Raw genomic sequence first — 24,125 nt, 5'->3', positions numbered from 1 at the left:
TTGCCGTCCTCTGGGCCATCATCGCCGCGATCCTGGCCTCCATTGGCCGCAAGGAACTCAAGAAGATCAAGGGCCTGCCGCAGACCGGCGAAACCCTCTCCGAAATCCCCCCAACCCTAAAACCAGGTGAGGTCAACCGATGAGCGAGAACCCTGACGCAATCCGCCAGAACATAGAAGAAACCCGCGCACGGCTGGGCACCAACGTGGACGCCGTCGCGGACAAGGTCACCCCGTCCAACATCGTCAACCGCCAAACCGACAAGGTCAAAGACGCCGTGACCGGGGTCAAGGAGAGAATCATGGGAGCAGCAGACCACGCCACCACCCGCGTGCAGGACACCATGCACTCCGGGACCGGCCACACCAGCGACGCCCTGCACAGCACCGGGGACACCCTCCACGGCGCCAAGGACAACGTCTCCGCCAAACTCTCCGATGCCGGCACCGCAATCTCCCAGGCCCCGGACCAGGTCAAAGCCAAGGCACAGGGCAACCCGCTGGCCGCAGGCCTGATCGCCTTCGGCGCCGGAATGCTCGTGTCGTCCCTGATCCCGCCGAGCCAGAAAGAACGCGAAGCCGCGGACCAGCTCAAAACCGCAGCCCAGCCCCTGGCCGGCAAGGTCACCGACGCCGCCAAGGACATGGTCCAGGACCTCAAGGAACCGGCCCAGGAAGCGATGGAAAACGTCAAAGCCACCGCAACCGACGCAGCCCAAAACGTCAAAGCCGAGGGCCAGCACGCCGCCACCGACGTCAAGGACCGCGCCGCCGACGCCAAAACCAACGTCCAAAACACCTAGGACAAACCGCCGAGGGCCGCTCTTCCGTCCGGAAGGGCGGCCCTCGCTTTACCCGCCCTAAGCCAAGGAGCAACAACGTCATGAAAAAGCTGCTTGTCGCCCTGCTTCCCACCATCGTCAGCCGCGTCATGCGGGCCCGGAAGGCGCGACAGGCCCGCGCGGGCCGGGTTCCCCCGCGGAACCGGTACTAGGCTTGGCCCCGGTCGGGGGGCACGCGCGCTAGCGCTTGCCCTTTTTGCGTGATCCCTTGCCGCGGCCCTTGTCCGGGTTGGGGGCATAGCGCTGGGCCACCTTGGGTGCCGGCTTCCGGGCTCCCCCGCCCCGGCGGTCAGGCTTGGGATCCTTCTTTACCTTGGCCGGCTGGGCGGACGGCTGGCGGGAGCTTTGGGCGGTGCGCCCACGGACAATCCCAATGAACTCCTCCAGGACCTCGTCCGTGGCGTCCGCCGGCCAGACCAGGGCGATCCCGGTTCCCGGGGCTCCCTTGAGCCGGCGGGCCACCGTGTCTTTAACGTTGAAATGGCGGGCGACGGACATGGGCAGGACCACCAGCCCGGCCCCCGCGGCAACCACCTGGAGCGCGGCTTCCGGCCCGCCGAGGCCGGCAACATCCAAAAAGGACTCCTGCTCCAGGTCTTCGAGCGCCACCTCCTCGAACACGGAGATCTCGTGTCCCTTGGGAGCCACCACCACCGGCTGCTCCTCGTAGAGCGGAATGACGCTCAGGCCGTCACGCTCAATGGGGAGCCGGACAAAGGCCATATCCGCCAGGCCTCCGCGGACAGCGTCAACGTGTGCGCCGCCGTCGTGCATGAACGCCTGCAACGGAATGTCCGGCATCCGCTCTTCCCAGCGGCGGATCCACTTCCCGGGCGTCACCCCCGGCACGTAGGCAATGCGGAGGGTCCGCGGCGCCGCCTGCTCCCCCGCGTCGGAGTCCTCGGAAGCGTCGGGCGGGGTGGTGTTGTCAGTGGGCACGTCTTCACAGTACCGCCCGCCCGGATACCCTTGAAGCATGACCTCTGCAAACTCCCAGTCCATGAAGCCGGCCACCGTTGCCAAGAAACTTGGCATCTACCTGCCCGCAACACCGCAGGAGTTCCAGGAATCAACCATCACCCGGGAGGAGTTCGCCGAACTCCAGGCCAACCCGCCGGAGTGGCTCGCAGAGCTCCGCCGCAACGGCCCGCACCCCCGCCCGGTGGTGGCGCAGAAGCTGAACATCTCCATCAGCGGCCTCGCCCGTGGCGGCGTTGAGGAAGCGCTGACGACGGCGGAAATCACCGCGCTGCTCCAGGCTCCCCCGCAGTGGCTGGTCACCGAACGCGCCACGCATGCCGCAGTCCGCGCCGAAGCCCAGCGGGTGAAGGAAGAGGCCGCGAAGAAGGCTGCAAAGAAAGCCCGCGCGCAGGCTAACTAGGTTCTCCCGCATCAGAGGCTTGTCCGCTGGTCTGCCCCTTGAGGGCTCGGATCCGCGGACAAGCCTCTGTTCTTTAAGGAATTTCAGTCCTGGTGCAACTGGACGAAGTTGCCGCAGCCGTCGTCGAACACGGCGCTGATGCCTGAGGGATCCTCGGCGGGTTCGCCCCGGAACACCACGCCCTCATTGATCAGCCTGTCGTACTCCGCCCGGACGTCGGGGACGCCAAAGACGATGGCCGGGAGGCCGGCGTCGTGCAGCGCGTTCATGTAGTTGGCTGCGATCGGATTGTCGCTGGGTTCGAGTAGCAGGCCCACCGAACTAGCGTCCGCGCCGGGGTCCTTGATGATGAACAGGTTGTACTCCGGCATGGCCATCAGGGTCTCGAAGCCCAGGGTTTCCGTGTAAAAAGTGTGGGCGGCTGCGGGGTCCTTGACGTGGATGCTGCACATTTTGAGTCTCATGTTCCTCACCGTACGTGCCGGTCCCGCTTCAGGGAACCTCAGAGACCAGCCATTGACCCCGCACGCCGGACACTGTGCAATTAAATGACCAGCCCGGGATTCCGCGGCCCGGGCGCTGTTAAGGGTCGGGTGTCAGCCATGGGGGAATCCTTGTTTGAGGGTCTGGTCCAAGGGGTGTGGGCGCTGCTGCTTGCGGGGCCTGTCTTGGTCTGCAGTGTTGCCGCCACCGTCTTTGTGGTCCGGCGCCGTGCCCTTGCCGGCGGGGACGGACAGCCGGAACGGTCGGACCAGCTCTTCTGGGACCTGTTCCTTGGCGCCTGCGTCGCTATCCCTGCGCTTTTAATTCCCACGCTGGTCTCCCCTTGGACCGGCCTGTTCCTGGGCGGGGCCGGGGTGGCCGCAGCGGTTGCCGCCTACCGGGGAACCCCGCGGTACCTCAGCCGGCGGCAGGCGCGGCAGAACAGCCGCGAACAGGAGTCCGCACACCTGGCAGCCGCGGCCCGGCACGACGAAGTTGTTGCCAGGTGGCGGCGTTATGAGCTGGACCCGGCGTGCAGCATCGACTATCCCGCCCTCACGGACGTGCGCCTGCCGGAAACCTCGGCGTTCATCAAGGCGATGCGGACCGCGGACCAGCTGCGCGTGCATGCGCACCAGGACTATCCCGACGCCGTCACCCGCCTTGCTGCCTCACTCGCCGCTGCCGAGCAGGCGGCGGGCATTCCCGCCGGGCAGGCGTAGGACCGAACGTTAAGTGGTGTGTCGGTGCGGTGGAAGGTGCCGCCGCACCGGCGATAGCATCCGGAGATGAAGCCAGAGGAATTGCCGGAGCGCGACCAGTTCGGCCGGCTGCTCGAGGACCGTGGGGTGTGGCGCCAGGCCACCACCCTGGAAGCCGCCGGTGAGCTCACCGCCCGCTGGCTTGAGGGCGGCAGCTCCTACCAGCCCGGACACTTTGCAGCCGCCTTTGATGAGGAGACCGGACCAATTGCCGCAGCCCTGGCAAAACTGAACCGCAACGGGCTGTTCACCAAGGAGTCCCAGCCAGGCGTTCAAACCGAGTCTGCTGCACAGCGGGAGTACGTGACAGGCTTCTGCAGCGCTGCCGTTGCCGGAGACCTGCTGGCGCTGTCCACCCGGACTGACCTGGTCACGGTGGCCCACGCTCCGGGTGAGGCCAGCAGCGCGTCCATCCCGGTCACCCTGGCCGGGACGGAAGTCACCACCGTGTTGGGCTCCAGCGAGAACCCGGTGGACGAGGCCCAGATCCGCGACTGGGCCGACGAGACCAATGACGCCCTGGCGCTACTGCTTGCCGACTCCTGGTACGTGGAGATCCTCGACCCTGTGTGGGGACGCAACGGCGTACTGCTTCCCGCCGTGCTCGGTGCCCTGACCGGGCGGGACTAGCCAGAGATTTTGTCTCCAGTGCCAACCCCGTACCACGGCGGTGGCATCAGGCTCCTCGTTGGCTGCTCCGACATGTGTCATAACGAACAAGTGCTATCCCGTTCCGGCGAAAAGGTTACGAGACATAGTTACGGGAATCGCCGGTCATTAGCGGCATCACAGAGGACCGCTGGAATTTGGGCGATGACTGCGGTCCCTTCCCCGTTGCCATAAGACGCCTTGTATCCCAAGGGTTTTGCGACGCCCGACGGCACCTTCCCGGTGAAAAGGCGGGCAGGGCATGCGGGCACCCCGACGCAGGTCCTACTTCGGCAAGAATCTTAAGGAGGAGTTGTCCTCATAGCGACCGGTTTGCGGACATGAGCTCTTCATCACCGCCCTATTCTGAGGGGATGGTTGATGAAGAACTCAGCGCAGCCCTGGCGAGTTACCGCGATGCGTGGGAACAGTACCAAAAGGAACGGGCCCACAAACCTGGTGAAAGGCCCACACCGGACGAGCGATTCTTAGCGGACTTCGGCACCGAGCGAGGTCAGACGTTTTTGCCCACCATTCACGCACTACACGCCGAAGCGCGGCGTGTACCCGATCCAGGCGGGCCTCTCGGCAACTACTCTGATGCCCTTGTTGCCTGGGCGGATACCCATCCAGAAGTTGACCGCCGGGTGTTGCATCGACTGATACGTGAACTGCTCTGGGCGGCGAAATAAGCCGCTGCATGAGACGGGTGCCACCCCAATGCCGTCAAGAGGATCCCCTACCGGAGGCCCCACGCTTGCAGTCCAACCAGACTTTGCGTCTAGGGTTTTGGGGCCCGAGAGTGTGGAGCAACGCGGCCAAGGTGTGAAAGTTGCTTGGCCGCGGCGTGAGCCAGCAACTCGTCGAGTGCGTTGCTAATTTGGGTAAGTTCCTCTCCGGGTTCCCCAATGAACGTGGTTACCGAATGTCATGGCCAGGATTTTGTTGGTCGTACAGGTCCCGTGATCTTCCGATGGCTTCCTTGTTTTTCAGTGACCAGTCCGCCAACTGTTTGACCAGGTGAGTGAGGCTGCTTCCGCGTCGGCTGAGCTCGTAGGTCACCTGGGGAGGAACGCTCGGGTAAACGGTCCTGCTTATGAGACCGTCCCTTTCGAGGCGTCTAACGGTAAGCGTCAACATCCGCTGCGATATGCCATCTATGGCTCTTTGCAGCTCCCTAAAACGCCTGCTTCCCGAGGCCAGCTCGACAATGACAAGCACCGACCACTTGTCACCGATCCGGTCCAACACATCACGGATACCGCAGTCCGGGTGCTCAACCTCTCCACACGGCTCAAGCACAGCGGTTACTTCCGTGTGACTCTCTAACACCAAAGTGCCTCCTTGTGCGTTTCATCGTGGTTACCGACGATGGGTCTGGTTATCGAAAAGTACCAGCGAAAGAGTGCACGCATTGATTCTCGTTACAGGGGCCTCAGGTCAACTCGCCACACAAGTCCTCAAACATCTTGCCGAGTCCGGCGCATCGGCGGTGGGCGGAACCCGAAACCCTGCAGATCCTAGGAGGTTCCGGAAAATCGACTTCGACGATCCGGGAACTCTCGATTTGGAGGGGATCCTCACGCTTGTTCTCATTTCCGCCGGCACAGCTGAGGATGACGTGGTCATCAACCGGCACGAAAACGCTATCGCCGCGGCAGAACGAGACGGAGTCCGGCACATCGTTTACACCAGCCTGGCCGGGGAGGGTGACCATCTTGGCTTCGCACTGGCCCACCGCTGGACAGAAAGGCGCCTCCGGGGCAGCGACACCGGATGGACTATTCTCCGAAACGGGCTGTATGCAGAACTGGTCGGTCATCTTCTGGCGCCACAGAACGGCGTCATTACGGCTCCTTTCGGCAGTGGTGGAGTAGCTGCCGTTGCCCGGCAGGACCTCGCTGAAGCGGCCGCCATCGTCGCCAGGAGTCCGGGTGTGCATGGCGGTAAAACCTACAACCTGGTCGGGAACCAGGTCATAACGGGACGGGCCGTCGCGGACCGGCTGGGTGTGACCTACCGCCCCGGCACACTTGGGGAACTGAGAAGATCCCTTGATGCAGCAGAACTCCTGCCGTTTCAGCCCGCAATGCTGACCTCCATCCACTCGGCCGCCGCCCACGGATTCCTCGCAACCACCTCCGCAGACCTCACAACTCTCTTAGGGAGAGAACCGGTTGATCCCCTGACTCTGGCTGTCACAGCAGCACAAAACTGAGGTAGCTCGTCGACGCAGGCCCTACTAGGGCGGGCAGGATCCGCTCCAAAGCGACTCCCCGAAGGAAAGGAAACCGTGCCTCGCCATCACTTCAGTCCCAAGCTCCACCAGTCCTCAACTCCGTTTTCCCATTACGTTGAACACGGAAACATGGGATATACCGGAGGCTCATCGACCGAATCACGGGAACAGTCCTCGTCGGATTCGGGTAAAAGTCGCACTGGAACCAGGGCACTGACCCTCCTATCGCCCCATCATGCCGTCATCCGGAGGGCGTTCCGCCTCGTCTGAAGGGACTTGTTGACCCAACTGTCCGACTGTACACACACGCCGCGTCACCACAACCGGGCAATGGAACCGCCGGGATGGGAGGCACGTAGTTTCGCCGTTCGGGCCGTTCGGGCAGCATAATCTTGCCTATCTGTTGGTGCGCACCTTGATGGGGGATGAAATGAGTGAAGAGCCCGGCCCCGGAGGCCGTCCACCAGTGGAGCGGCCTCCGATTCCCCTACCGGGGGAGCGCAAGCCGCGCCGCTGGGCATCCATGCTGCGCACGTTCTGGCCTACCCTCGCGGGCCTCGCGCTCATCGTCATCGCGCTCCTTGGCGGTTTCCTGCTGCCGGTGGCGAAGGACTGTCCGGGTGCATTCGGGGATCAGGGCACTGTCAATCGCACCATCCGCACGCTCGCAGCCTGTAAAGAGGCCGCTATCCCGATGGCCTTCGTGTGGTTGGGCCTCTTCGTGTTGGGCGCCGCCGGGATCATCGTCGGCCTCATCCGCTCCTACCGCTCCTTGCAGCCGCTGACCCCTGTCAGTCGGATGTCCACCCAACCATCCTTCGTGGTCACGCCACAGCCAGAGTCTGGGCTGCAGCACGCCGGGGATCGTGCCGTGGGCTTGGTGCCCGGGATGGACGCTGGCGGGCCCCTCCAGCGCGTGGAGCGCAGGCCGCGGAAATGGCCATATATTGTGCCCATCGTCGTGTTGGCCGTCGGCGTGCTTGGCCTCGGTGCCGGATATGCCTACAGTACGAACTCCGCCGACCAATGGCGGGATGCTGCGGACAAGACCTCGCGTGACCTCGTCTCGATGACGGCCGAGCGCGATGGTCTGGCGGAGAAGAACACGTCCCTGACATCCCAATTGAGCGACACGACCAGCAAGCTGAACGACACGACAGCCCAGCTCAACGACGCCAGTGCCCGGATCCGCTCACTCGCGAATGAGAAGGCCCAACTCGGGGATAAAACTGCTGACCTGATACTGAGCAATGAGACGCTGGAGGGGCTGGTCACAGCGTCTCAAAACGTCAGCACAAATATGTCCACCTGCATCGACGAGCTCCAGAACCTGCAGACCTATCTGGTGAACTACACCGACTACGATCCGGCCTCGCTGATCAGCTATGCGCGGGGCGTCAACTCGCAGTGCAACACCGCGCGGGCAGACAGCGACAGGCTCACGCAGGCGATTCAGGGGCTGAGTTGACATTAGGGGGCCTGCGCGTCGCGGGCGCTGTCGTGTTCTGCCTGCTGGCGCTGTCCGGCTGCGGGCTCGTCCCTGTTCCGCCGCCGTCCCAAACGAGCGCGACACCGACACGCTCCGCGGCATCGCCGCTTGCTGCACCGGCCGCTCCGGCACCCATCATCACCGCGTCGGGGTTCAGCGCCTATGAGCGCGCCGCGCTGCGGGTTCGCAACATCGGCTGCAGCTCTAGTACGGGAGTCTCAAGAGGGTCCGGGTTCGCCATCACGGGGAACGTCCTCGTCACCAACCGCCACGTCGCCGAGGGGGCGCTGCTTCTGCAGGTGAGCACCTACGACGGCAGGGACATCATGGTGAACGCCGTGGGCACGGTGGTCGTCGCCGACCTCGCTTTGGTCTGGACGCAGGAATCGCTCCCGGCCACGCTCCAGTTCGCGCAGTCGAACCCGCCGGTCGGCGCTGAAGTGACCGTGGTGGGGTACCCGGAGGGTGGCCCACTCACCACCACGCGCGGACACGTTCTGCGCTACGGCCGGGACCCATTTGGCGAATCACCGTTTCAGATGATGTACAACGACGCCCCCATCAAGCCCGGCAGCTCGGGCAGCCCGCTCATCGATTCGTCGGGGAAGCTCGTGGGCGTGGCCTACGCCGGCGGTGGCGGGCAGTACGTCGCTGTGCCGGTGGAGACCCTCAACCAAGTGCTCAGGGATCCCTCGAAGTTCTACAACGGGGCTGGCTGCCACTGAGGACGCCGGTGTCTCATAACCCATGTGTCCCGAATCCCTAGAGTTAGGGGACCACGAACAACCGTGCAGGTTGGGCACCTGTAGCTGTTCATTCGGCAGACGTTTGCTCGCTTGTTTCTTCTTTCGGCTCTTCTCGAAGTGCTGCGATCAGTCCTTGGATTTCATCAGCTGGGATGTCTCCGACGCCCAGGAAGTCATACAGCAAGCGTCCTCCGTTCCCCAGTTCAAAATCGACCAAATCCATATTGAACAGCCCTAGCCCCATCCGGGGCGTCTTTTTTGCAGGGGCACCCATGATGCTAAGTCCGAACGGCCCCATTGCTCAGGGTTAGCTTCAGTGAATGACCGACGACAAGAGCGATAAAACATACGACCCAAGGGTGACTCTTCACAACATCGAGACGGGCGAGGCAACACCAGTAGAGGCCAACTTAGTGGAGGGCTTGGACGAGTTTAGTGAAACTTGGGAACCTCAAGTAGAGACGCCGTCACCGCTGACATTCGAAGGCTGGCAAATGTCAGACGACGAGCACCCCCCTGGGGGTGGCCGCCCTGCTTACCGGATCGTTTACAAGACATTACGGACAATCGTTGTACCACAGGTGAGGCTAGAAATGCCTAACCTTCTCGTGAAATTTACTAACGGTGAGGTCACCATCGGCAGGCCAATCTTTCACGGCACCCTTGGTTCGAGGAAGTCGGGTCACTTTGTCGTGCCCGAGTGGGGGTCAGCCACCCTCGACGAGAGCGGAAACGGGATGCAGTACGAATATGCCGTCAACCGCAACATTCATGTACAGGCCGCGCAGGATACCTACCCAGCCTGCAACTATGTAGAGGTGCTTTATGTGTTGAACGACGGGGTCGCATCTACGTACGAGGCCTCGCTGTCAGCAGGTAGAGCCGGAATAGCTCCCTTTACTGCCATGCTGGACTTGTCCTATGGAGATCGGCTATTGGGTCCGATACTGACAGAGGAAGTTGGGGAGCTTTTTGGAGATTGGCACTGGAACCGACGGCTCGGCGGCCGCACTGTCGCCCTTGAGTCTCGGGCGAACATGAAGACGATTTCCGGCCACCAGCTGTCCGACGGCCTACGCACAGCAGTTGATCGTCAGCTAGAGCTCAGCGACGAGAGCCGTGCTGCGGCCAGGGTCGCCGCACAGTGGTATTGGGAGGCTGAAGACCAATCTGATCTCGGCCTAGGTTTCGCTTCGTATTGGCTCGTGTTGGAAGCTCTGGAATTGGGGCAAAATTCGAACATCCGGCCACTTCGCGTGGCCTTCTCTGCAATGCTCGGCTGCAGTGAAGATGACGTGAAGGAGCCAATCGGGCGACTCTACGGAGAACGAAGCGGGTTGCTGCACGGCAACGTACGAGCCGTGGACGAGAATGAAGTTGCGAAGGTCAGGGCACTGGCAAGCGCATTGCTGCATAAGCATCTTTTCGGCGATGTACCCGATCAGCGAGTAAAAGAAGTGCGCCAAGTCCTCTTGCCGTAGGGGCCACCGACAACGTCCGGCGAAGGAATCCTAGTGCGGGCGGCGGGCCCCTGCCTGTCCATGTCTCATAACCTGTGTGTTCCAATTCCCTAGGGATACGAGACAGAGGCATTTAACCAGGGAAGAGCGTCCCGCTGTCGTTCTTCCCCGATTGCGGCTAGTGCGTCCATGGCACTGAAGGCAGTGCCGAGATAAGCGAGCGGTTTCCTGCAGGACAACCCGAGTCACGGAATAAGGGAAAAAGGAAAAGGCGGGGCTGCCGCCCCGCTTTTACCGTTTCAGGAAACTTACAGTTCCACTGTGTCGCTTTCGCCGACGCTCATGCGGCTGTTGGTGACCTTGGACTTCACCCACTGCAGCGCCGTGGCGGCAGTGCCGCCCGGGCTGGTCCAGTACTCCGCGGAGTCTGAATCGACGTGCAGCAGGCATACCTCCGGGGTGTCCGGCCCGTCCGGGAACCAGGCTTCGACCGCCTGGTTCCACAGCTCGTGGATCTTGGCCCGGTCGGTCACAACCTGGGCGGTCCCGGCCACAGAAACCCACTCGGTGTTCTTGCCGAAGGCGACGTTGACGCGCGCGTCGGCCCGGACGTGGGCGACCTGCGACGTGCCCAGGCCGGTGAAGAACCACATGTCGCCGTCGTCCTTAACCTCCTGGACGGCCAGCGGCCGGCTCACAAGGGCGCCCTTTTCGTTGATGGTGGTCAACATCCCGATCTTGGAATCGTTGATGATGTCCGTAACCTTGCTGATGCCCTGGGCGTCAGTCATGTCTCACCTCGCTTGTCTGCATAGGGGACGCTCCCCACTCGCAAGCCTATTAGTAAGCATGCTTATTGGCTATCCGACGGCGACGGCCACCCTTGCCACTTCGGCGATCCGGGCGGCGGTCTGGCGGCCGATCCGGATGGCGCCGTCCACGTGCTGGTAGCCTTCGGCGGCGAGGTCTGAGGAGGCCCAGTAGATGGGGCCGACGGGGGTCAGCTGGTCCTTGCCGTAGCGGTGCAGGCCGCCCAGGTCGTAGCTGGCGGCGTAGGCGCCGCGGGTCCATTCCTCGGATCCCCAGTCGGACTCGTAGTAGACCTCGGGCGTGAGTGCCTCGTCGCCGAGGAAACCGGCGATGGAGGCCAGGATTGCCTTCTTGCGGTCCTCGGCATCAAGTTCGAAGACGGCATCGGCCTTCTCGTCCGAGACGAAGCCCACCAGGGTGCCGCGGGTGTCGCCGTGGTTGGTGTTGTCGTAGACCTCCTGCACCAGGGCGTTGGCGCCGAAGCCGGTACCTGACAGGCCCTTGTCCCGCCAAAAGGGACGGTCGTAGACGGCGTGGACCTTGATGACCAGGCCCAGGGACTGGTGCTGGTGCATCTGGTGCTGCCGGCGGGGCAGCGGCGGGTTGAAGGAGACGCGCGAGTACAGGTTGGGTGGGACGGCCATGATCACGAAGCGGGCGTTGACTGTGGCGCGGTCGGATTCTACGGTGACGCAGTGGCCGCCGTCGGCGTCCGGCTCCCAGTTGATGGTGCGCACCGGGGTGTTGAGGACGACGTCGTCGCCCAGCTCCTGCGCGAGCAGCAGCGGTACCTGCTGCATGCCGCCCACTACGCGGCGGTCGAGGATGAAGTCCTCGTCCGTCAGGTGGGTGAATGAGCCCGCCGAGGCGGCCATCAGCACGGCCTGCAAGGCGGAGAAGGCGTGGGCGGGCTTGGTGAGCATGCCGCCGGCGATGAAGAGGCCGATGTTCTTGCAGGCTTCCTCATTGGCGGAGTTTTGCCGCAGCCAGTGGTGGAAGGAGATGGTGTCCAACTCCCGCGCTTTGGGGTGGGCCCAGGGCTCGGTGGCGCCGATTTCCGCGGCGAGCCCGTCCAGCAATGCGACCAGGCGGTCCATTTCGGCTTTGGTGTTGGGATCCACCGGGAAGGTGTCGCCCGTGTAGCGGACGGGAATGCCGTCGGAGCCGATGTAGACGGATTCGCCCTGGCGGTAGCGGGAGTAGGTCTGCAGGCCGAGCTCGCCGAGGAGGTCCAGGAGCACGGTCTGGTCCGGGGAGACCCACTGGCCGCCGATTTCGAGCATGGCGCCGTCCACGGTATCGGTCCAGGTGCGGCCGCCCACGCGGTCGCGGGCCTCGAGCACGGCGACAGATAGCCCCGCCTTTTTCAGCTCCCGGGCTGCGGTGAGCCCGGAGGGACCGGCTCCAACGACGACGACGTCGCGGTTCAGGTTCAGCATGATGTCCTCTCTGCCTCCCGCGAAGTGACCGGGAGCACTAAATGAATGTCGTTCATTTATTAGAACTATAGCTGCTTGTGGCCGGGACGGGAAGTGCCCGGGTGGAATAATGCTGGGGACCACCAAAGAAAGGGCAGGAATGCCGGCAGTATCAGCCGAAGAAGGACACACCACGGGAACCGGGGCGGGGACGGGGCGCCGGCGGGCCGGCCGGCCATCGGCGGCGGTGCTGGACAAGGCAGGCATCACGACGGCGGCCCTGGACCTGGTCAGCCGGAAGGGCTATGACGGGCTCACCATGGCAGCGCTGGCGAAGCAGCTGGAGGTGGCGCCGTCGGCCCTGTATAACCACGTGGCGTCCAAGCGCGACGTGCTGCTGCTGGTGGAGGACCACCTGACGTCACTGGTGGACGTCTCGGCGTTCGGCTCGAAGTCCTGGGAGGATGCCGTGCGCACCTGGGCTTGGAGCTACCGGGACGTCTTTGCCGAGCACACGCCCCTGATTCCCGTCATCGCCGTGCTGCCGGTCACGGACGCCCCGCAGACCCTGGCGATGTACGAGACGGTGAGCAAGGGGTTCCTGGACGCAGGCTTCCCGGAGGAGCGGATTGTGTCCGCGATCGTAGCCCTGGAGTCCTTTATCTTCGGGTCCGCCTATGACGTGACCGCCCCCGGGGACATTTTCGAGCCAGGGTCCATGGCGGAGGCGAACCCGCATTTCACCGCCGCCGTGCGCAGTTCCGTCGGCCCCGGACGCCCCGCCGACACGGCGTTCGGCCTGGGGCTGGAGGCGCTCATCTCGGGGCTGGGGGCGCTGCGGGGGCATGCGGGCTGACCTAGCGCCCGGCGGTCCCGCTGCCATCCGTGATGTTGCAGCTGACGTCCCCGAGGAGACCCGCATCCGGATCATCGTTTTCACCCAACAGGCCACCGATCACCGCTCCAACCTCCGTCAGGGCTTGGAGGCACGTGGCGTCGCCCGTTCCTGCGTCCTGCCCGGCGGATCCTGTGCCGGTCGGCCGCGTGGCGCTAGTGCCCGCTGCCGGTGCACTCCGGGGGGTGGGCGCGGGGGACGGCGCAGCCGGCTGGCCGGTCGCCACCGGCGCCGCTGATACCGGAGCAGGGGAAGCGGCGGCCGCTTCGCCGCCGGCACCGGGAGGTGTCCCCTCGACGTGGGGTACCTGCCCGGCTGCAGCCGCTTCCTGCGCCTGACCGGCGGCGGCCTGCGCCTTGGCCGCGGCTTCTGCCCTCGCCTCAGCTTCGGCCTTCGCCTCAGTTTCTGCTTTCGCTTCGGCTTCTGCTTTCGCTTTGGCGGCAGCCTCTTCCGCAGCCTTCCTATCGGCCGCAGCCCTGGCCCTCTCGGCCGCCGCCAATTGGCTAGTGCCCACCGCAGCGGAAGGGGCGGCGGTGCTGGCTGTGGCCTTGGCTTGAGCCGGGTCTGCGGTTGCCATGGGGTCGGGTGCGGTGCACGCGGTTGTCACGAACAAAGCAACAAGCGTACCGGTGGCCAGCAGATGATTCCTGCGCATGGAAAACGAAGCCTCTTCATGGGAGTGCGGAGCGGCAGGCCTCGAGAGGTTCCCTGCCCGGAACGGTTTCCGGCCTGGGAACGCAGGGGCACCCCCGTGGGGGACATAGCACGCAGAAGCAGCATGGATGCTTCGCCGGGCGTGTGCTCCGACCGGTGACCTAAACGTTACATTGCACTGCCGGACGTGACCAATCGACCCACGGCTATACTTGTAGTACAAGTTAGTTACTTGTATCATAGGAAGGTGGGCGATGGCGCCCAGCAACCCCCACTAGGAGAATCCATGAGCACCATCGACCTGATCCGGCACGTCAAACTGTCCACCGCCCGCCTTCCGCTCGCCGTGCCCATCAGCGATGCCAAAGTGTTCACCGGCCGCCAAAAGCCGATGACGGAAGTGGTTTTCCTCTTCGCCGAAATCACCACCGAACAGGGCCACACCGGCCTCGGCTTCAGCTACTCCAAGCGGGCAGGCGGCCCGGCCCAGTACGCCCACGCCAAGGAAGTCGCCGAGGGCATCGTCGGCGAGGACCCCAACGACATCGGCAAGCTCTACACCAAGCTCCTGTGGGCCGGCGCCTCGGTGGGCCGGTCCGGCGTCGCCACCCAGGCCCTCGCCGCCATCGACATCGCCCTGTACGACCTCAAGGCCAAGCGCGCCGGGCTTCCCCTGGCCAAGCTCCTCGGCTCCTACCGCGACTCCGTCCAGACCTACAACACCTCCGGCGGCTTCCTGAACGCCACCCTCGAGGAGGTAAAAGCCCGCGCCACCCAGTCCATCGAGGAAGGCATCGGCGGCATCAAGATCAAGGTGGGCCTGCCGGACAGCAAGGAGGACCTCCGTCGCGTGGCCGGCATCCGCGAACACATCGGCTGGGACGTCCCCCTCATGGTGGACGCCAACCAGCAGTGGGACCGCGCCACCGCACTGCGCCTGGGCCGCCAGCTTGAGGAATTCAACCTCGTCTGGATCGAGGAACCCCTGGACGCCTACGATTTCGAAGGCCACGCCCACCTCGCGCAGGTGCTGGACACGCCCATCGCCACAGGCGAGATGCTCGCCTCCGTGGCCGAGCACAAGGGCCTGATCGCCGCTAACGGCTGCGACATCATCCAGCCCGACGCCCCGCGCGTCGGCGGCATCACCCAATTCCTGCGCCTCGCCGCCCTCGCGGACGAACGCGGACTGGGGCTCGCCCCGCACTTCGCCATGGAGATCCACCTGCACCTGGCTGCGGCCTACCCGCGGGAGCCGTGGGTGGAGCACTTCGACTGGCTTGACCCGCTGTTCAACGAGCGCCTGGAAACCAAGGACGGCCGGATGATCGTGCCAGACCGCCCGGGACTCGGCGTCACCCTCAGCGACCAGGCCCGCGCCTGGACCACCGAATCCGTGGAGTTCGGCGCGTAACCTTGAACCCATGAGCCGGAACCTCACCGCGGACCTTGCCGCCGACCTTCGCAACCGCATCGTTGACGGCATCATCCAGCCCGGTGAGAAGCTGCCCAGCGAAAACACGCTCATCAGCGATTTCGGCGTCAGCCGCACGGTGGTGCGCGCCGCCCTCACCCGCCTCCAGGCCGAGGGACTGGTGGAAACCGAACGTGGCCGCGGCAGTTTCGCCCTTACTCCGCCCTCGGACGGGCCCGCGGCAGCGCCGGGCGCCCGTCCGGTGGCCACCACCGAGGACCGGCTGAACCTGCTGGCGTTCCGGATGGGCGTGGAAACGGAGGCTGCAGCGCTGGCCGCACGGAACCATACCGACCGGCAGCTCCGGGCTGTCCAGGCGGCACTCGAGGAGTTCACCGCCAGCGCCGGGCACCCGGCCCACGCCATGAGATCCGACTTCGAATTCCACCGGGCGGTGGCCGCCGCCTCCGGAAATCCGTACTACTCCGACTGCCTCGCCGCCCTGGGGCAGACCATGATCGCGATGCCGCGCACCCGCCTGATGACCGGCGTCGAGCATTACGCCCGCGATCATTTCGACCAAGTGGTGCAGGAGCACCGTTCCATCGCCGACGCCATCGGCGATGGCGACGAGGCCGCGGCCGCCGCCGCCATGCGCAGCCACCTGGCCAACTCACGACGCCGGTTCAAGGCTTCCGCACGCGCGTCCGGCTAAGCCGGGGCAGCGCCTGAGCGGGCGCAGGCACCGTGGAGGCCTCCCGCCGTCGCGCCGCCCTATCACCGCCGCACCTAAGCGTGTTCGCGCATCGGAATCCGAAGGTACTGATGCGCGAACAAGCACGGGTATCAACACCAGAAGACAACGCAAAAGAACCCCGGTCCTAAGACCGGGGCTCTTCCATTTGCGTGCGCGAGGGGGGATTTGAACCCCCACGCCCTTTCGGACACTGGCACCTGAAGCCAGCGCGTCTGCCGTTCCGCCACTCGCGCGCAACTTCTTCCACCGGACCACTCCGGTTTCCCGGATTCGCAGTCTTGTAAAAGCAGCGAGATCAAGCATAACGGACAGATGCCGCAAAACACCAATTGGCCTGCCGGAGGCTGTGTGGAACCCCATACGGACAGCCGGGATTCCCTGTCCTGCCGCAGGTGAAACGACCGTCAGGAACGGCTTCCGGGATCCCGGGGCACGAACTTTTCCGGGCGGCGGGCCGTTGTGGATTAAGGTCATTCACAGGCCTGCCCAGTAGTATCGGATGTAGAGGCGGCTGCGTCCTGCAGGTGCACTGCCGGGTTGTGAACTGCACGCAAAGAGAAGTTCCGGAACTAGGACTGCCCCGTATCCGGGGGGAAAGGAGAAGAACCATGGGCCTGCTGGACAAAGTTGAACGCGGCATTGAAAAGGCTGTCCGGGGCGTCTTCTCCACCGGATCCAAAGCCCAGGTTGAGCCAGTGGAAATCGCCAGCCGGCTGCGCCGGGAAGTGGACCACAGGTCCCTGACCGTCACCGCCGGGAGGACACTGGCACCCAACGTCTTCGACGTGCAGCTCAGCGACGATGACTTCCGGCGGGCCCAGGAATGGGGCACCCCGCTAGCAGAGGAACTCTGTGACGTTGTCATCAACCATGTCCGCGGCCAGGGCTACACACTGCAGGGCCCGGTGCGGATCTCCTTCCGCCGGGACACGGAACTTCGGGCCGGAGACTTCGAGATCGTCTCCTCCACGGAGAAATCAGGCGCCGCTCCGGCCGCTCCTCCCGCGCGGCCCAACGTTCCGGCCGCGCCCAGCCGCCAGCCGGTCCGGCTCCAGCCCGTCCTGGACATCGACGGCCAGCGCTATTCCCTCAATGCCCCGTCCATCGTGCTCGGCAGGTCGTCCGATGCCGATATCCATGTAGAGGACACGGGCGTCTCGCGCCGCCACCTCGAGATCCGCACCGCGAACGGCGTCTCCACGGCGGTGGACATGGGCTCCACCAACGGAAGCTACGTCAACGGCCAAAAGGTTTCCGGAAGCACCGAACTCACCGACGGCTCCACCATCACGATGGGACGGACAAAGATTATCTTCCGCCTGCTTCCAGCCAGCCCGGGTGGCCCCGCATGAGCGACCTCACCATCACCGCGCTGCGGTTTGGCTTCCTCCTGCTCCTGTGGGTGCTCATTTTCAGCATCGTCTCTGCCATGCGCCGTGACCTCATGGTGGGGCGCAAGGCAGCGTCCGGGGCGCCCACTGCCCGGCAGGTCCGCAAAAACCCGGATCTTGCCGATACCCCGCCGGCACCCGCCAAGCAGCAGGCCCGGCAGCTGGTGGTAGTCGAGGGACCGCTGAAGGGGACCTCGGTGCCGCTTGCCGCCAGCCCCATCCTCTTGGGACGCGCCCAGGAGGCAACACTGGTCCTCGAGGACGACTATGCCTCGGGCCGTCACGCCAGGCTGTTCCCCCAGGGCAGCCGCTGGTTCATCGAGGACCTGGGTTCCACCAACGGAACCTACCTCGCGGACCAGCAACTGACCCGTGCCCTCCCCGTTGAGCCAGGCGTACCTGTGAGAATCGGCAAGACGGTCATCGAATTGAGGCCATAGCCGTGGCCGTCCCAGAGAACACCGCAGACGGGCAGAAGCCCGCGGAGCGGCCCCTCATCATGCGCTTCGCCGCGCGCTCCGATGTGGGCCGGATCCGGTCTAAGAACGACGACTCGGCGTACGCGGGACGCCACCTGGCTGTCGTGGCTGACGGCATGGGCGGCCATGCGGGCGGCGACGTCGCCTCTGCCGCCACCGTCCTGGACATGATCCACCTGGACCGCTCGGACTACGACGGCGATGCGGGCACCATCCTCGCGGACGAGATCCAGACCGCGAACTCCCTGCTCTCCGAGCTGGTGCACATCAACCCGAAGCTGGCCGGGATGGGCACCACGGTCACGGCATTGCTGCTCGCCGAGGGCAAGCTGCACTTCGCCCACATCGGCGACTCCCGCGCCTACCGCCTCCGCGACGGCGAGTTCAAGCAGGTCAGCGTGGACCACACGTTCGTCCAGCGGCTCATCGACGAAGGCCGGCTCAAGCCCGAGGAAGCGGAAAGCCATCCGCACAAGAACGTGCTCATGCGGGTCCTTGGCGACGTGGACGCGAGCCCCGAACTGGACCTTGGCACTCTCGATGTTAAGGCTGGCGACCGCTGGCTGCTCTGCTCCGACGGCCTTAACTACGTGGCGGGACATGCCGTGGAGCGCACGGTCAAGGAAACCAGGGACCTCCGCGAGTGCGTGGAAACCCTCGTTGATTTGACCCTCGAGGCGGGCTCCCCGGACAACGTCACCGTTGTGATGGTGGAGATCGTGGAAGAAACGCCCGACGACGTCAGCACCGCCGCCGTCGACGTCATCCCTCCCGTTGTGGGCACCAAGCCCGCTGCCGCCACGGATGACCCTGGTGCGCCTACCGGCAAAACCCCTCCGCCAAAGGGGTCCGGCATCCCTGGAACCGGAGCCAGGCGTTCGGACGCCGGCAAGGATGACGATTCCCAAGGAGAGGGCGAAGATAAGCCCGACGGCGAACATTCCGGGTCGGGCGTGGTGGAGCCCGGTTCCACGGATCCGCACCTCGGCGAGCACCTGACCGCCGAGGTTCTCCGCGAAGAACTTTCCAGCAGGCCGCATGAGCTTGTCGGCGCCGCAGCGGCTGCCGCGGAGTCCGGTTCCATCCCCACTATCGGCGGACGGACTGTCGCCCGGCGCGCCGCAACCCTCCTCACCCACAAGGCAGAGCCGCTCACAGGCGACGAGGACGAAACCCTCGTTCCGCTGAAGCCGCGCCGATGGGTCACGTGGACCATCGCGGCCGCCCTCCTGGTGGTCCTGACCGTAGGCTTATGGCTGGGCTATGCCTGGACCCAGACCCGCTACTACATCGGCGAGCACGATTCCCGGGTCGCGATCTTCAACGGGGTTTCCCAGCGGCTGGGGCCCATCCAGCTGTCCAGCCTCGAAACGGTCACTGAGATCCGGATGGACTCACTACCGCCCTTCTCCCAGCAACGGGTCCGCCAGACGGTGCCCGCCAACGACCTCTACGACGCACAGCGCATCGTTAAGAACCTCGAGCTGACGGGCAGCACGTCCCCCGAAGACGAGTGCCCGTCCCCTTCGGCCAGCGCCGCGCCCTCAACACCCGCACCGGCACCCACGGCTTCCGCGTCGCCGGCCGCCACCGAGCCCGCCGCGCCGGCTCCGGCCAGCCCGTCCCCCTCACCCACACCCACACCCACACCCACTGTTACCTGCGAGGTGGGCCAATGAGCCAGCTCAGCACCACTCCCAAACCGCGCCGCAACGTTGAACTCGCCCTGCTTCTGCTGGCCCTGGCCGTAGGCATCGGCGCCAACATGCTGGTCGGCGTTGACCAGGAAAAGGCCTTCGACTCCGACTTCTGGTTCCAGTCCAGCCTCCTGGCAGTGGCGGCCCTGGTTTTCCATGGCGTCCTTCGATTCCGCGCCAAATATGCCGATCCGGTAATACTTCCGATCGTGGTCGCCCTGAACGGGATCGGCCTGGCAATGATCCACCGCCTGGACGCGCCGGGCGAGGACACCGGGAACAACCAGTTGCGCTGGACCCTGATTGCCATGGCCGTGGCCATCGCCGTGATCTGGTTCCTCAAGGACCACCGGATCCTCCGCCGCTTTACGTTTATCTCCCTGGCGGCCAGTGCACTCCTGCTGATCCTGCCCCTGGTGCCCGGCATCAGCGCCGGCGAGATCCTTGGCGCCCGGGTATGGATCCGGCTCGGCCCCATGACATTCCAGCCGGGCGAGGTTGCCAAGATCACCCTGGCCATATTCTTCGCCGGCTATCTGTCCTCCAACCGTGACCTCATACTGCTGGCAGGCCGTAAGGTCGGCCCGCTTCAGTTCCCGCGGTTCAAGGACATGGGCCCTATGATCACCGCCTGGCTGGTCAGCATCGGCGTGCTCATTTTCCAGCGCGACCTGGGCTCCTCCATCCTCTTCTTCGGCCTGTTCATCGTGATGATTTACGTGGCCACCAGCCGGATCAGCTGGGTGGTGATCGGCCTGGCCCTCATCGCCGGCGGCGGGTTCGTTGCAGCCCAGGTGTTCTCCCACGTGGAGCTCCGGATCTACGGCTGGCTCAACGCCTTCACTGAGGAGGTCTACGGACGCTCCCCGGGCGGCAGCCTGCAGATCGTCCAGGGCCTCTTCGGGATGGCCAACGGCGGCCTGGTGGGCACCGGACTGGGGCAGGGACGGCCGGACCTGGTCCCGTTCGCCAACAGCGACATGATCATCGCGTCCCTGGGTGAGGAGCTGGGGCTCATCGGCCTGTTCGCCGTCGTCCTGATGTACCTCCTGCTGTTCACCCGCGGCTTCCGTGCCGCACTAGGCACCCGGGACGCGTTCGGTAAGCTCCTCGCCTGCGGCCTGTCCTTCGCCGTGGCGCTGCAATGCTTCGTGGTGATCGGCGGCGTGACGCGCCTGATCCCCCTGACAGGCCTGACGACGCCCTTCCTGGCTGCGGGCGGCTCGTCACTGCTGGCCAACTGGATCATCGTTGGCCTGCTCCTGATGATTTCGCACACCGCCCGCGGCCCCGTGGACACCACACCCCTGCCGCCGGCCAAGGGAGCCGAAGCAACCGGCATTGACACTCCTACCGAGGCGGTGAAGCACCTGTGAACCAGGCAATTCGGCATTCGTGGGTGGCGGCCGTCGCCATGTTCGCCCTGATCTTCGGCGCCATCAGCTACGTCCAGGTGATCGGCGCTGACGAACTCAAGGCAAACCCTTGGAACCAGCGCGCGGTCCTGCAAAGTTTCTGCAACGACCGCGGGGCCATCGTTGTTGGCGGTTCCCCGGTTGCGGAGTCCGTGGAAAGCGGTTCGGAGACTTGTGCTTTCCAGCGCACGTACCCGCAGCCGGAGCTGTACGCCGGCATCACGGGGTACTTCTCCCAGAACTTCGGCGCCACCGGCCTGGAGCAGTCCATGGGCGGCGAACTGGCGGGCAACTCGGACCAGCTGTTCCTGGACCGGGTGGGACAACTGTTCCTTGGAAACCAGCCCAAGGGGGCATCGGTGGAGCTCACCATCGATCCTGAGCTCCAGCAGCTCGCTTACAGCCTGATCCCGGACGGTCAGCGGGGATCCATCGTGGTCACCAACCCCAAGACCGGCGCCATCCTGGCCATGGTGTCCAAGCCCTCCTACAACCCCAACCTCGTGGCCACCCAGGACCTCACCGCCGCCGCTTCCAGCATGAACGAACTGGTCAAGGTGCCCGGCATCAACCTGAACCCGAACGTCAGCGGGCCCACCGGTGAACTGCTCGCCCCCGGCTCCGTGTTCAAGCTGGTGGATACCGCCGCGGCCCTGGCATCCGGGAAGTACAACAAGGACAGCGAACTTCCCAATCCGGCAGAACTGCCGTTCGAAGGTATCCAGTACCGCCTGCCCAACTATGCGGGCGGCAACTGCTACACCCGGAACACGGCCAGCTTCGCTTTCGCCCTGCAGCAGTCCTGCAACACGCCCTTCGCGAGCATCGCCCTGGATATTGGCCGGGACGCCATCGCCGAGCAGGCCGAGAAGTTCGGCTTCGGCCAGGACATGGGTGACCAGCTGAAGCTCGACTACGCCAGCGGCAACACCTTCCCGGATGACCTGGACGGCCCCGGCCTGGCACAGTCCGTCATCGGCCAGAAGGATGTCCGCGCCACGCCGCTGCAGGTGGCCATGATGACCGCGGCCATCGCAAATGACGGCGTGCAGATGCAGCCCAACCTCATCAAGGCCCTGCGCGCCCCGGACCTGCGGGTCATCGATGAACCGCAGCCGAAGACGCTCCGCACGTCCACCACTCCCGCCATCGCCAACCAGATCACGGACTGGATGGTCAGCGCGGTCAGCGAAGGCATTGCAAACCGTGCAGGCGTCCCGGGCGTCCAGGTGGCGGGCAAGACCGGAACGGCGGAGCTCGGCAACGGAACCAACAACTCATGGTTTACGGGATTTGCCCCCGCAAACAATCCGCAGGTGGGTGTCACCATCGTCATGGAGGGCGTAGACATCAACACCGGCGCACAGCTGACCAGTCCGAACGCGAAGAGAATTTTTGAGGCGGTGTTGAATAAGTGAGGCCTACAACCGGAATCACCCTCGGCGGCAGATTCCAGCTGACCACGCGGATCGCGATTGGCGGCATGGGGGAAGTCTGGAAGGCGAAAGACCTCGTCCTGGGCCGCATCGTCGCGATCAAGGTACTCAAGGAGGAATACACCGGTGACCCCGGGTTCCTCCAGCGGTTCCGCGCGGAGGCCCGCCACACCGCACTCCTGAACCACGTAGGCATCGCCAACGTCTTCGACTACGGCGAGGAGGAGGGCTCAGCCTACCTGGTCATGGAGCTGGTTCCCGGACAGCCTTTGAGCACTATCATCGAGCGCGAGCAGGTGCTCTCCCCGGACCGCACGCTGTCCATCATCGCCCAGACCGCCCGTGCCCTGGCCGTTGCCCACGCCCAGGGCCTGGTGCACCGCGACGTCAAGCCCGGAAACCTCCTGATCACCCCTGACGGGCGGGTAAAGGTCACGGACTTCGGCATTGCCCGGCTCGCGGACCAGGTTCCGCTCACCCAGACCGGCCAGGTCATGGGCACGGCCCAATACCTGGCGCCGGAGCAGGCAACCGGCCAGACCGCAACCGGTTCATCGGACATCTACTCCCTGGGAGTGATCGGCTACGAGTGCCTCAGCGGGCACCGGCCCTTTTCCGGGGAGTCCCAGATCGCGATCGCCCTGGCCCAGGTCAACGACGCGCCGCCGCCCCTGCCGGAGAGCCTGCCCGCACCGGTCCGAGCACTGCTGATGTCCATGCTGGCCAAGGATCCCAAGGACCGCCCGGCCAACGCCATCAAGCTCGCGGAGGCCGCGGAGGCAATCCGCAACGGTGACATCAACGCAGCACGCGCCGCCGTACCCGGCATGCTTCTTTTCGATGCGTCAACCGGCCCCATTACCGCCCCCGTCGATACCGCCACCGCACCCACAGGCGTCATCGGCGCTTCGCGGGACTCGTCCCCGACGCCCACCTCCGCCTTGCCGGTTCTTGGAGCGGCCGCGGCCGGTGCCGCCGCCGGGGCTGCCGGGGCGTCCGCCGCCGATACGGACGGCCCGCAGGGTCCGCTGGCCCGCGCCAACGCGCTGGCTGCCGAGCGCAACTGGGTGCCGGAAGAGACAACGTACGACGACGAGCCCGCCGATGAGCCCGAGCGGAAGGGCCGCAGCCCCTGGACCTGGCCCCTCATCGCCCTGATCCTGCTGGTGCTGTTCGCGTTGGTGGGGTTCTTCCTGAACCAGCGGGGGATCCTGTTCCCGTCAGACGGCGCAACGTCCAGCCCGCCGTCGTCCAGCCCACAAACCACCACCGCCAGCCCCACCCCGACAAGGGCCTCGCCCACGCCCACCGTCACGAGGAACACACCGACGCCCACCCAGGAGCCCCAGCCGGCAACTGTCAACGTGATTCCGGCGGCATACCTCGGCAAGGACTACCGCCAAGTCCAGTCGGAACTTTCCAGCCTGGGCCTCGCAGTGACGGTCCAGCCGCAGCAGACCAATGAGGCCGCACCGGGAAGGGTAGTGGGACTGAACCCGACCGGACCATTGCCGGTGGGATCGCCCATCACTGTCACCTATGCCGTCGCCCCGCCGGCCCCAACACCCACCCAGACACCGACGCCGGTTCCCACCACGTCGTCGGTGGCAGCGCCCACCGCGACGTCGCTGCTGCCTGACTGCGCAGACGGTGAACTTCCGGGTGCCCCGCCAACCTGCAAGCCGTAGCCCCAGGACAGCCAGTGAATGAG

25 protein-coding genes, 1 tRNA gene and 1 pseudogene are annotated in these 24,125 nt (G+C 65.0%); 19 read left to right on the top strand and 8 right to left on the bottom strand.

The genetic code is table 11. The features are described 5' to 3' along the window. Positions 1-143 (top strand): annotated as a pseudogene (locus tag AC5RU7_RS09495) (phage holin family protein); the annotation flags it as partial. Further along, a complete protein-coding gene (locus tag AC5RU7_RS09490) occupies positions 140-802 on the top strand; it encodes a DUF3618 domain-containing protein (protein ID WP_494052009.1) in 663 nt (220 codons plus the stop codon). The pseudogene AC5RU7_RS09495 and the gene AC5RU7_RS09490, both read left to right, overlap by 4 nt. A gap of 219 nt (positions 803-1,021) precedes the next feature. Here the strand turns inward: AC5RU7_RS09490 and AC5RU7_RS09485 are convergent, their stop codons facing one another. Beyond that, entirely contained in the window at positions 1,022-1,855 is an 834-nt protein-coding gene (locus AC5RU7_RS09485; protein ID WP_494052008.1) for a LysR family transcriptional regulator substrate-binding protein, read from the bottom strand. Between AC5RU7_RS09485 and AC5RU7_RS09480 the strand changes: the two genes are divergently transcribed. Further along, complete coding sequence (locus AC5RU7_RS09480) at positions 1,818-2,222, top strand: DUF5997 family protein (protein ID WP_133350243.1); 405 nt, start codon at positions 1,818-1,820, stop codon at positions 2,220-2,222. The two genes, AC5RU7_RS09485 and AC5RU7_RS09480, sit on opposite strands and share 38 nt — an antisense overlap. Positions 2,223-2,305: 83 nt before the next feature. On the opposite strand, the gene AC5RU7_RS09475 is transcribed toward AC5RU7_RS09480, so the two are convergent. Continuing rightward, positions 2,306-2,686, bottom strand: a complete 381-nt coding sequence (locus tag AC5RU7_RS09475) for a VOC family protein (protein WP_494052007.1) — start codon at positions 2,684-2,686, stop codon at positions 2,306-2,308. A 138-nt stretch (positions 2,687-2,824) separates the two neighbouring features. On the opposite strand from AC5RU7_RS09475, the gene AC5RU7_RS09470 reads away from it, so the two are divergent. The 3 genes from AC5RU7_RS09470 to AC5RU7_RS09460 all read left to right on the top strand — a co-directional run bounded on the left by AC5RU7_RS09470 (position 2,825) and on the right by AC5RU7_RS09460 (position 4,806). Then, positions 2,825-3,427 (top strand): hypothetical protein, encoded by a 603-nt coding sequence (locus AC5RU7_RS09470; protein WP_494052006.1) that lies wholly within the window; start codon positions 2,825-2,827, stop codon positions 3,425-3,427. A gap of 66 nt (positions 3,428-3,493) precedes the next feature. After that, a complete protein-coding gene (locus AC5RU7_RS09465; RefSeq protein WP_494052005.1) occupies positions 3,494-4,096 on the top strand; it encodes a DUF6919 domain-containing protein in 603 nt (200 codons plus the stop codon). A gap of 392 nt (positions 4,097-4,488) precedes the next feature. Further along, positions 4,489-4,806 (top strand): hypothetical protein, encoded by a 318-nt coding sequence (locus AC5RU7_RS09460; RefSeq protein ID WP_494052004.1) that lies wholly within the window; start codon positions 4,489-4,491, stop codon positions 4,804-4,806. 226 nt (positions 4,807-5,032) lie between these two features. Here AC5RU7_RS09460 and AC5RU7_RS09455 read toward each other — a convergent pair whose 3' ends face one another. Beyond that, complete coding sequence (locus AC5RU7_RS09455) at positions 5,033-5,446, bottom strand: winged helix-turn-helix transcriptional regulator (RefSeq protein ID WP_494052016.1); 414 nt, start codon at positions 5,444-5,446, stop codon at positions 5,033-5,035. 82 nt (positions 5,447-5,528) lie between these two features. Between AC5RU7_RS09455 and AC5RU7_RS09450 the strand changes: the two genes are divergently transcribed. The 3 genes from AC5RU7_RS09450 (at position 5,529) to AC5RU7_RS09440 (ending at position 8,567) form a co-directional block, all read left to right on the top strand. Beyond that, positions 5,529-6,332: an NAD(P)H-binding protein gene (locus AC5RU7_RS09450; protein WP_494052003.1), complete on the top strand. Its 804-nt coding sequence runs from the start codon at positions 5,529-5,531 to the stop codon at positions 6,330-6,332. 451 nt (positions 6,333-6,783) lie between these two features. Beyond that, positions 6,784-7,821 (top strand): hypothetical protein, encoded by a 1,038-nt coding sequence (locus tag AC5RU7_RS09445; protein WP_494052002.1) that lies wholly within the window; start codon positions 6,784-6,786, stop codon positions 7,819-7,821. Beyond that, entirely contained in the window at positions 7,818-8,567 is a 750-nt protein-coding gene (locus tag AC5RU7_RS09440; RefSeq protein ID WP_494052001.1) for a S1 family peptidase, read from the top strand. The genes AC5RU7_RS09445 and AC5RU7_RS09440 overlap by 4 nt, the downstream gene beginning before the upstream one ends. An 88-nt stretch (positions 8,568-8,655) precedes the next feature. Here AC5RU7_RS09440 and AC5RU7_RS09435 read toward each other — a convergent pair whose 3' ends face one another. Further along, positions 8,656-8,862, bottom strand: a complete 207-nt coding sequence (locus AC5RU7_RS09435; RefSeq protein WP_494052000.1) for a hypothetical protein — start codon at positions 8,860-8,862, stop codon at positions 8,656-8,658. A gap of 46 nt (positions 8,863-8,908) precedes the next feature. Here AC5RU7_RS09435 and AC5RU7_RS09430 point away from each other — a divergent pair, with 46 nt between their 5' ends. Next, entirely contained in the window at positions 8,909-10,069 is a 1,161-nt protein-coding gene (locus tag AC5RU7_RS09430; protein WP_494051999.1) for a hypothetical protein, read from the top strand. Positions 10,070-10,356: 287 nt separating this feature from the next. Here the strand turns inward: AC5RU7_RS09430 and AC5RU7_RS09425 are convergent, their stop codons facing one another. Further along, on the bottom strand, positions 10,357-10,839 hold the full coding sequence (locus tag AC5RU7_RS09425) for a pyridoxamine 5'-phosphate oxidase family protein (protein WP_494011370.1): 483 nt from the start codon (positions 10,837-10,839) through the stop codon (positions 10,357-10,359). A gap of 69 nt (positions 10,840-10,908) precedes the next feature. Beyond that, on the bottom strand, positions 10,909-12,297 hold the full coding sequence (locus AC5RU7_RS09420; protein WP_494051998.1) for a flavin monoamine oxidase family protein: 1,389 nt from the start codon (positions 12,295-12,297) through the stop codon (positions 10,909-10,911). A 139-nt stretch (positions 12,298-12,436) separates the two neighbouring features. Between AC5RU7_RS09420 and AC5RU7_RS09415 the strand changes: the two genes are divergently transcribed. Then, entirely contained in the window at positions 12,437-13,132 is a 696-nt protein-coding gene (locus AC5RU7_RS09415; protein WP_494011372.1) for a TetR/AcrR family transcriptional regulator, read from the top strand. 1 nt (position 13,133) lies between these two features. Here the strand turns inward: AC5RU7_RS09415 and AC5RU7_RS09410 are convergent, their stop codons facing one another. Then, a complete protein-coding gene (locus tag AC5RU7_RS09410) occupies positions 13,134-13,826 on the bottom strand; it encodes a hypothetical protein (RefSeq protein ID WP_494051997.1) in 693 nt (230 codons plus the stop codon). A gap of 285 nt (positions 13,827-14,111) precedes the next feature. Between AC5RU7_RS09410 and AC5RU7_RS09405 the strand changes: the two genes are divergently transcribed. After that, positions 14,112-15,239, top strand: a complete 1,128-nt coding sequence (locus tag AC5RU7_RS09405; RefSeq protein WP_494011374.1) for an L-talarate/galactarate dehydratase — start codon at positions 14,112-14,114, stop codon at positions 15,237-15,239. Between the two features lie 10 nt (positions 15,240-15,249). Further along, the gene (locus AC5RU7_RS09400; RefSeq protein WP_494051996.1) at positions 15,250-15,954 is read left to right on the top strand and encodes a FadR/GntR family transcriptional regulator; all 705 of its coding nucleotides are present in this window, start codon (positions 15,250-15,252) and stop codon (positions 15,952-15,954) included. Between the two features lie 192 nt (positions 15,955-16,146). On the opposite strand, the gene AC5RU7_RS09395 is transcribed toward AC5RU7_RS09400, so the two are convergent. After that, positions 16,147-16,229: transfer RNA gene (locus tag AC5RU7_RS09395), tRNA-Leu, on the bottom strand. Positions 16,230-16,604: 375 nt separating this feature from the next. On the opposite strand from AC5RU7_RS09395, the gene AC5RU7_RS09390 reads away from it, so the two are divergent. Genes AC5RU7_RS09390 through AC5RU7_RS09365 form a run of 6 tightly spaced genes read left to right on the top strand, consistent with a single transcriptional unit; the run spans position 16,605 to position 24,102 of the window. Further along, the gene (locus tag AC5RU7_RS09390; protein ID WP_494051995.1) at positions 16,605-17,348 is read left to right on the top strand and encodes an FHA domain-containing protein; all 744 of its coding nucleotides are present in this window, start codon (positions 16,605-16,607) and stop codon (positions 17,346-17,348) included. Further along, positions 17,345-17,827 carry an FHA domain-containing protein FhaB/FipA gene (locus tag AC5RU7_RS09385; protein ID WP_494011377.1) on the top strand — a complete coding sequence of 161 codons (483 nt, stop codon included), beginning with the start codon at positions 17,345-17,347 and terminating at the stop codon, positions 17,825-17,827. The genes AC5RU7_RS09390 and AC5RU7_RS09385 overlap by 4 nt, the downstream gene beginning before the upstream one ends. A 2-nt stretch (positions 17,828-17,829) precedes the next feature. Next, positions 17,830-19,545, top strand: a complete 1,716-nt coding sequence (locus AC5RU7_RS09380; RefSeq protein ID WP_494051994.1) for a PP2C family protein-serine/threonine phosphatase — start codon at positions 17,830-17,832, stop codon at positions 19,543-19,545. Beyond that, the gene (locus AC5RU7_RS09375) at positions 19,542-20,939 is read left to right on the top strand and encodes an FtsW/RodA/SpoVE family cell cycle protein (protein ID WP_494051993.1); all 1,398 of its coding nucleotides are present in this window, start codon (positions 19,542-19,544) and stop codon (positions 20,937-20,939) included. Before AC5RU7_RS09380 ends, AC5RU7_RS09375 begins: the two co-directional genes overlap by 4 nt. Then, positions 20,936-22,396 (top strand): peptidoglycan D,D-transpeptidase FtsI family protein, encoded by a 1,461-nt coding sequence (locus tag AC5RU7_RS09370; protein ID WP_494011380.1) that lies wholly within the window; start codon positions 20,936-20,938, stop codon positions 22,394-22,396. The genes AC5RU7_RS09375 and AC5RU7_RS09370 overlap by 4 nt, the downstream gene beginning before the upstream one ends. Next, on the top strand, positions 22,393-24,102 hold the full coding sequence (locus tag AC5RU7_RS09365) for a protein kinase domain-containing protein (RefSeq protein ID WP_494051992.1): 1,710 nt from the start codon (positions 22,393-22,395) through the stop codon (positions 24,100-24,102). The genes AC5RU7_RS09370 and AC5RU7_RS09365 overlap by 4 nt, the downstream gene beginning before the upstream one ends. Positions 24,103-24,125: the final 23 nt, after the last annotated feature.

The sequence above is a fragment of the Arthrobacter sp. K410C genome (genome assembly GCF_059090105.1).
This window is presented reverse-complemented; position numbering and strand designations above follow the sequence as displayed.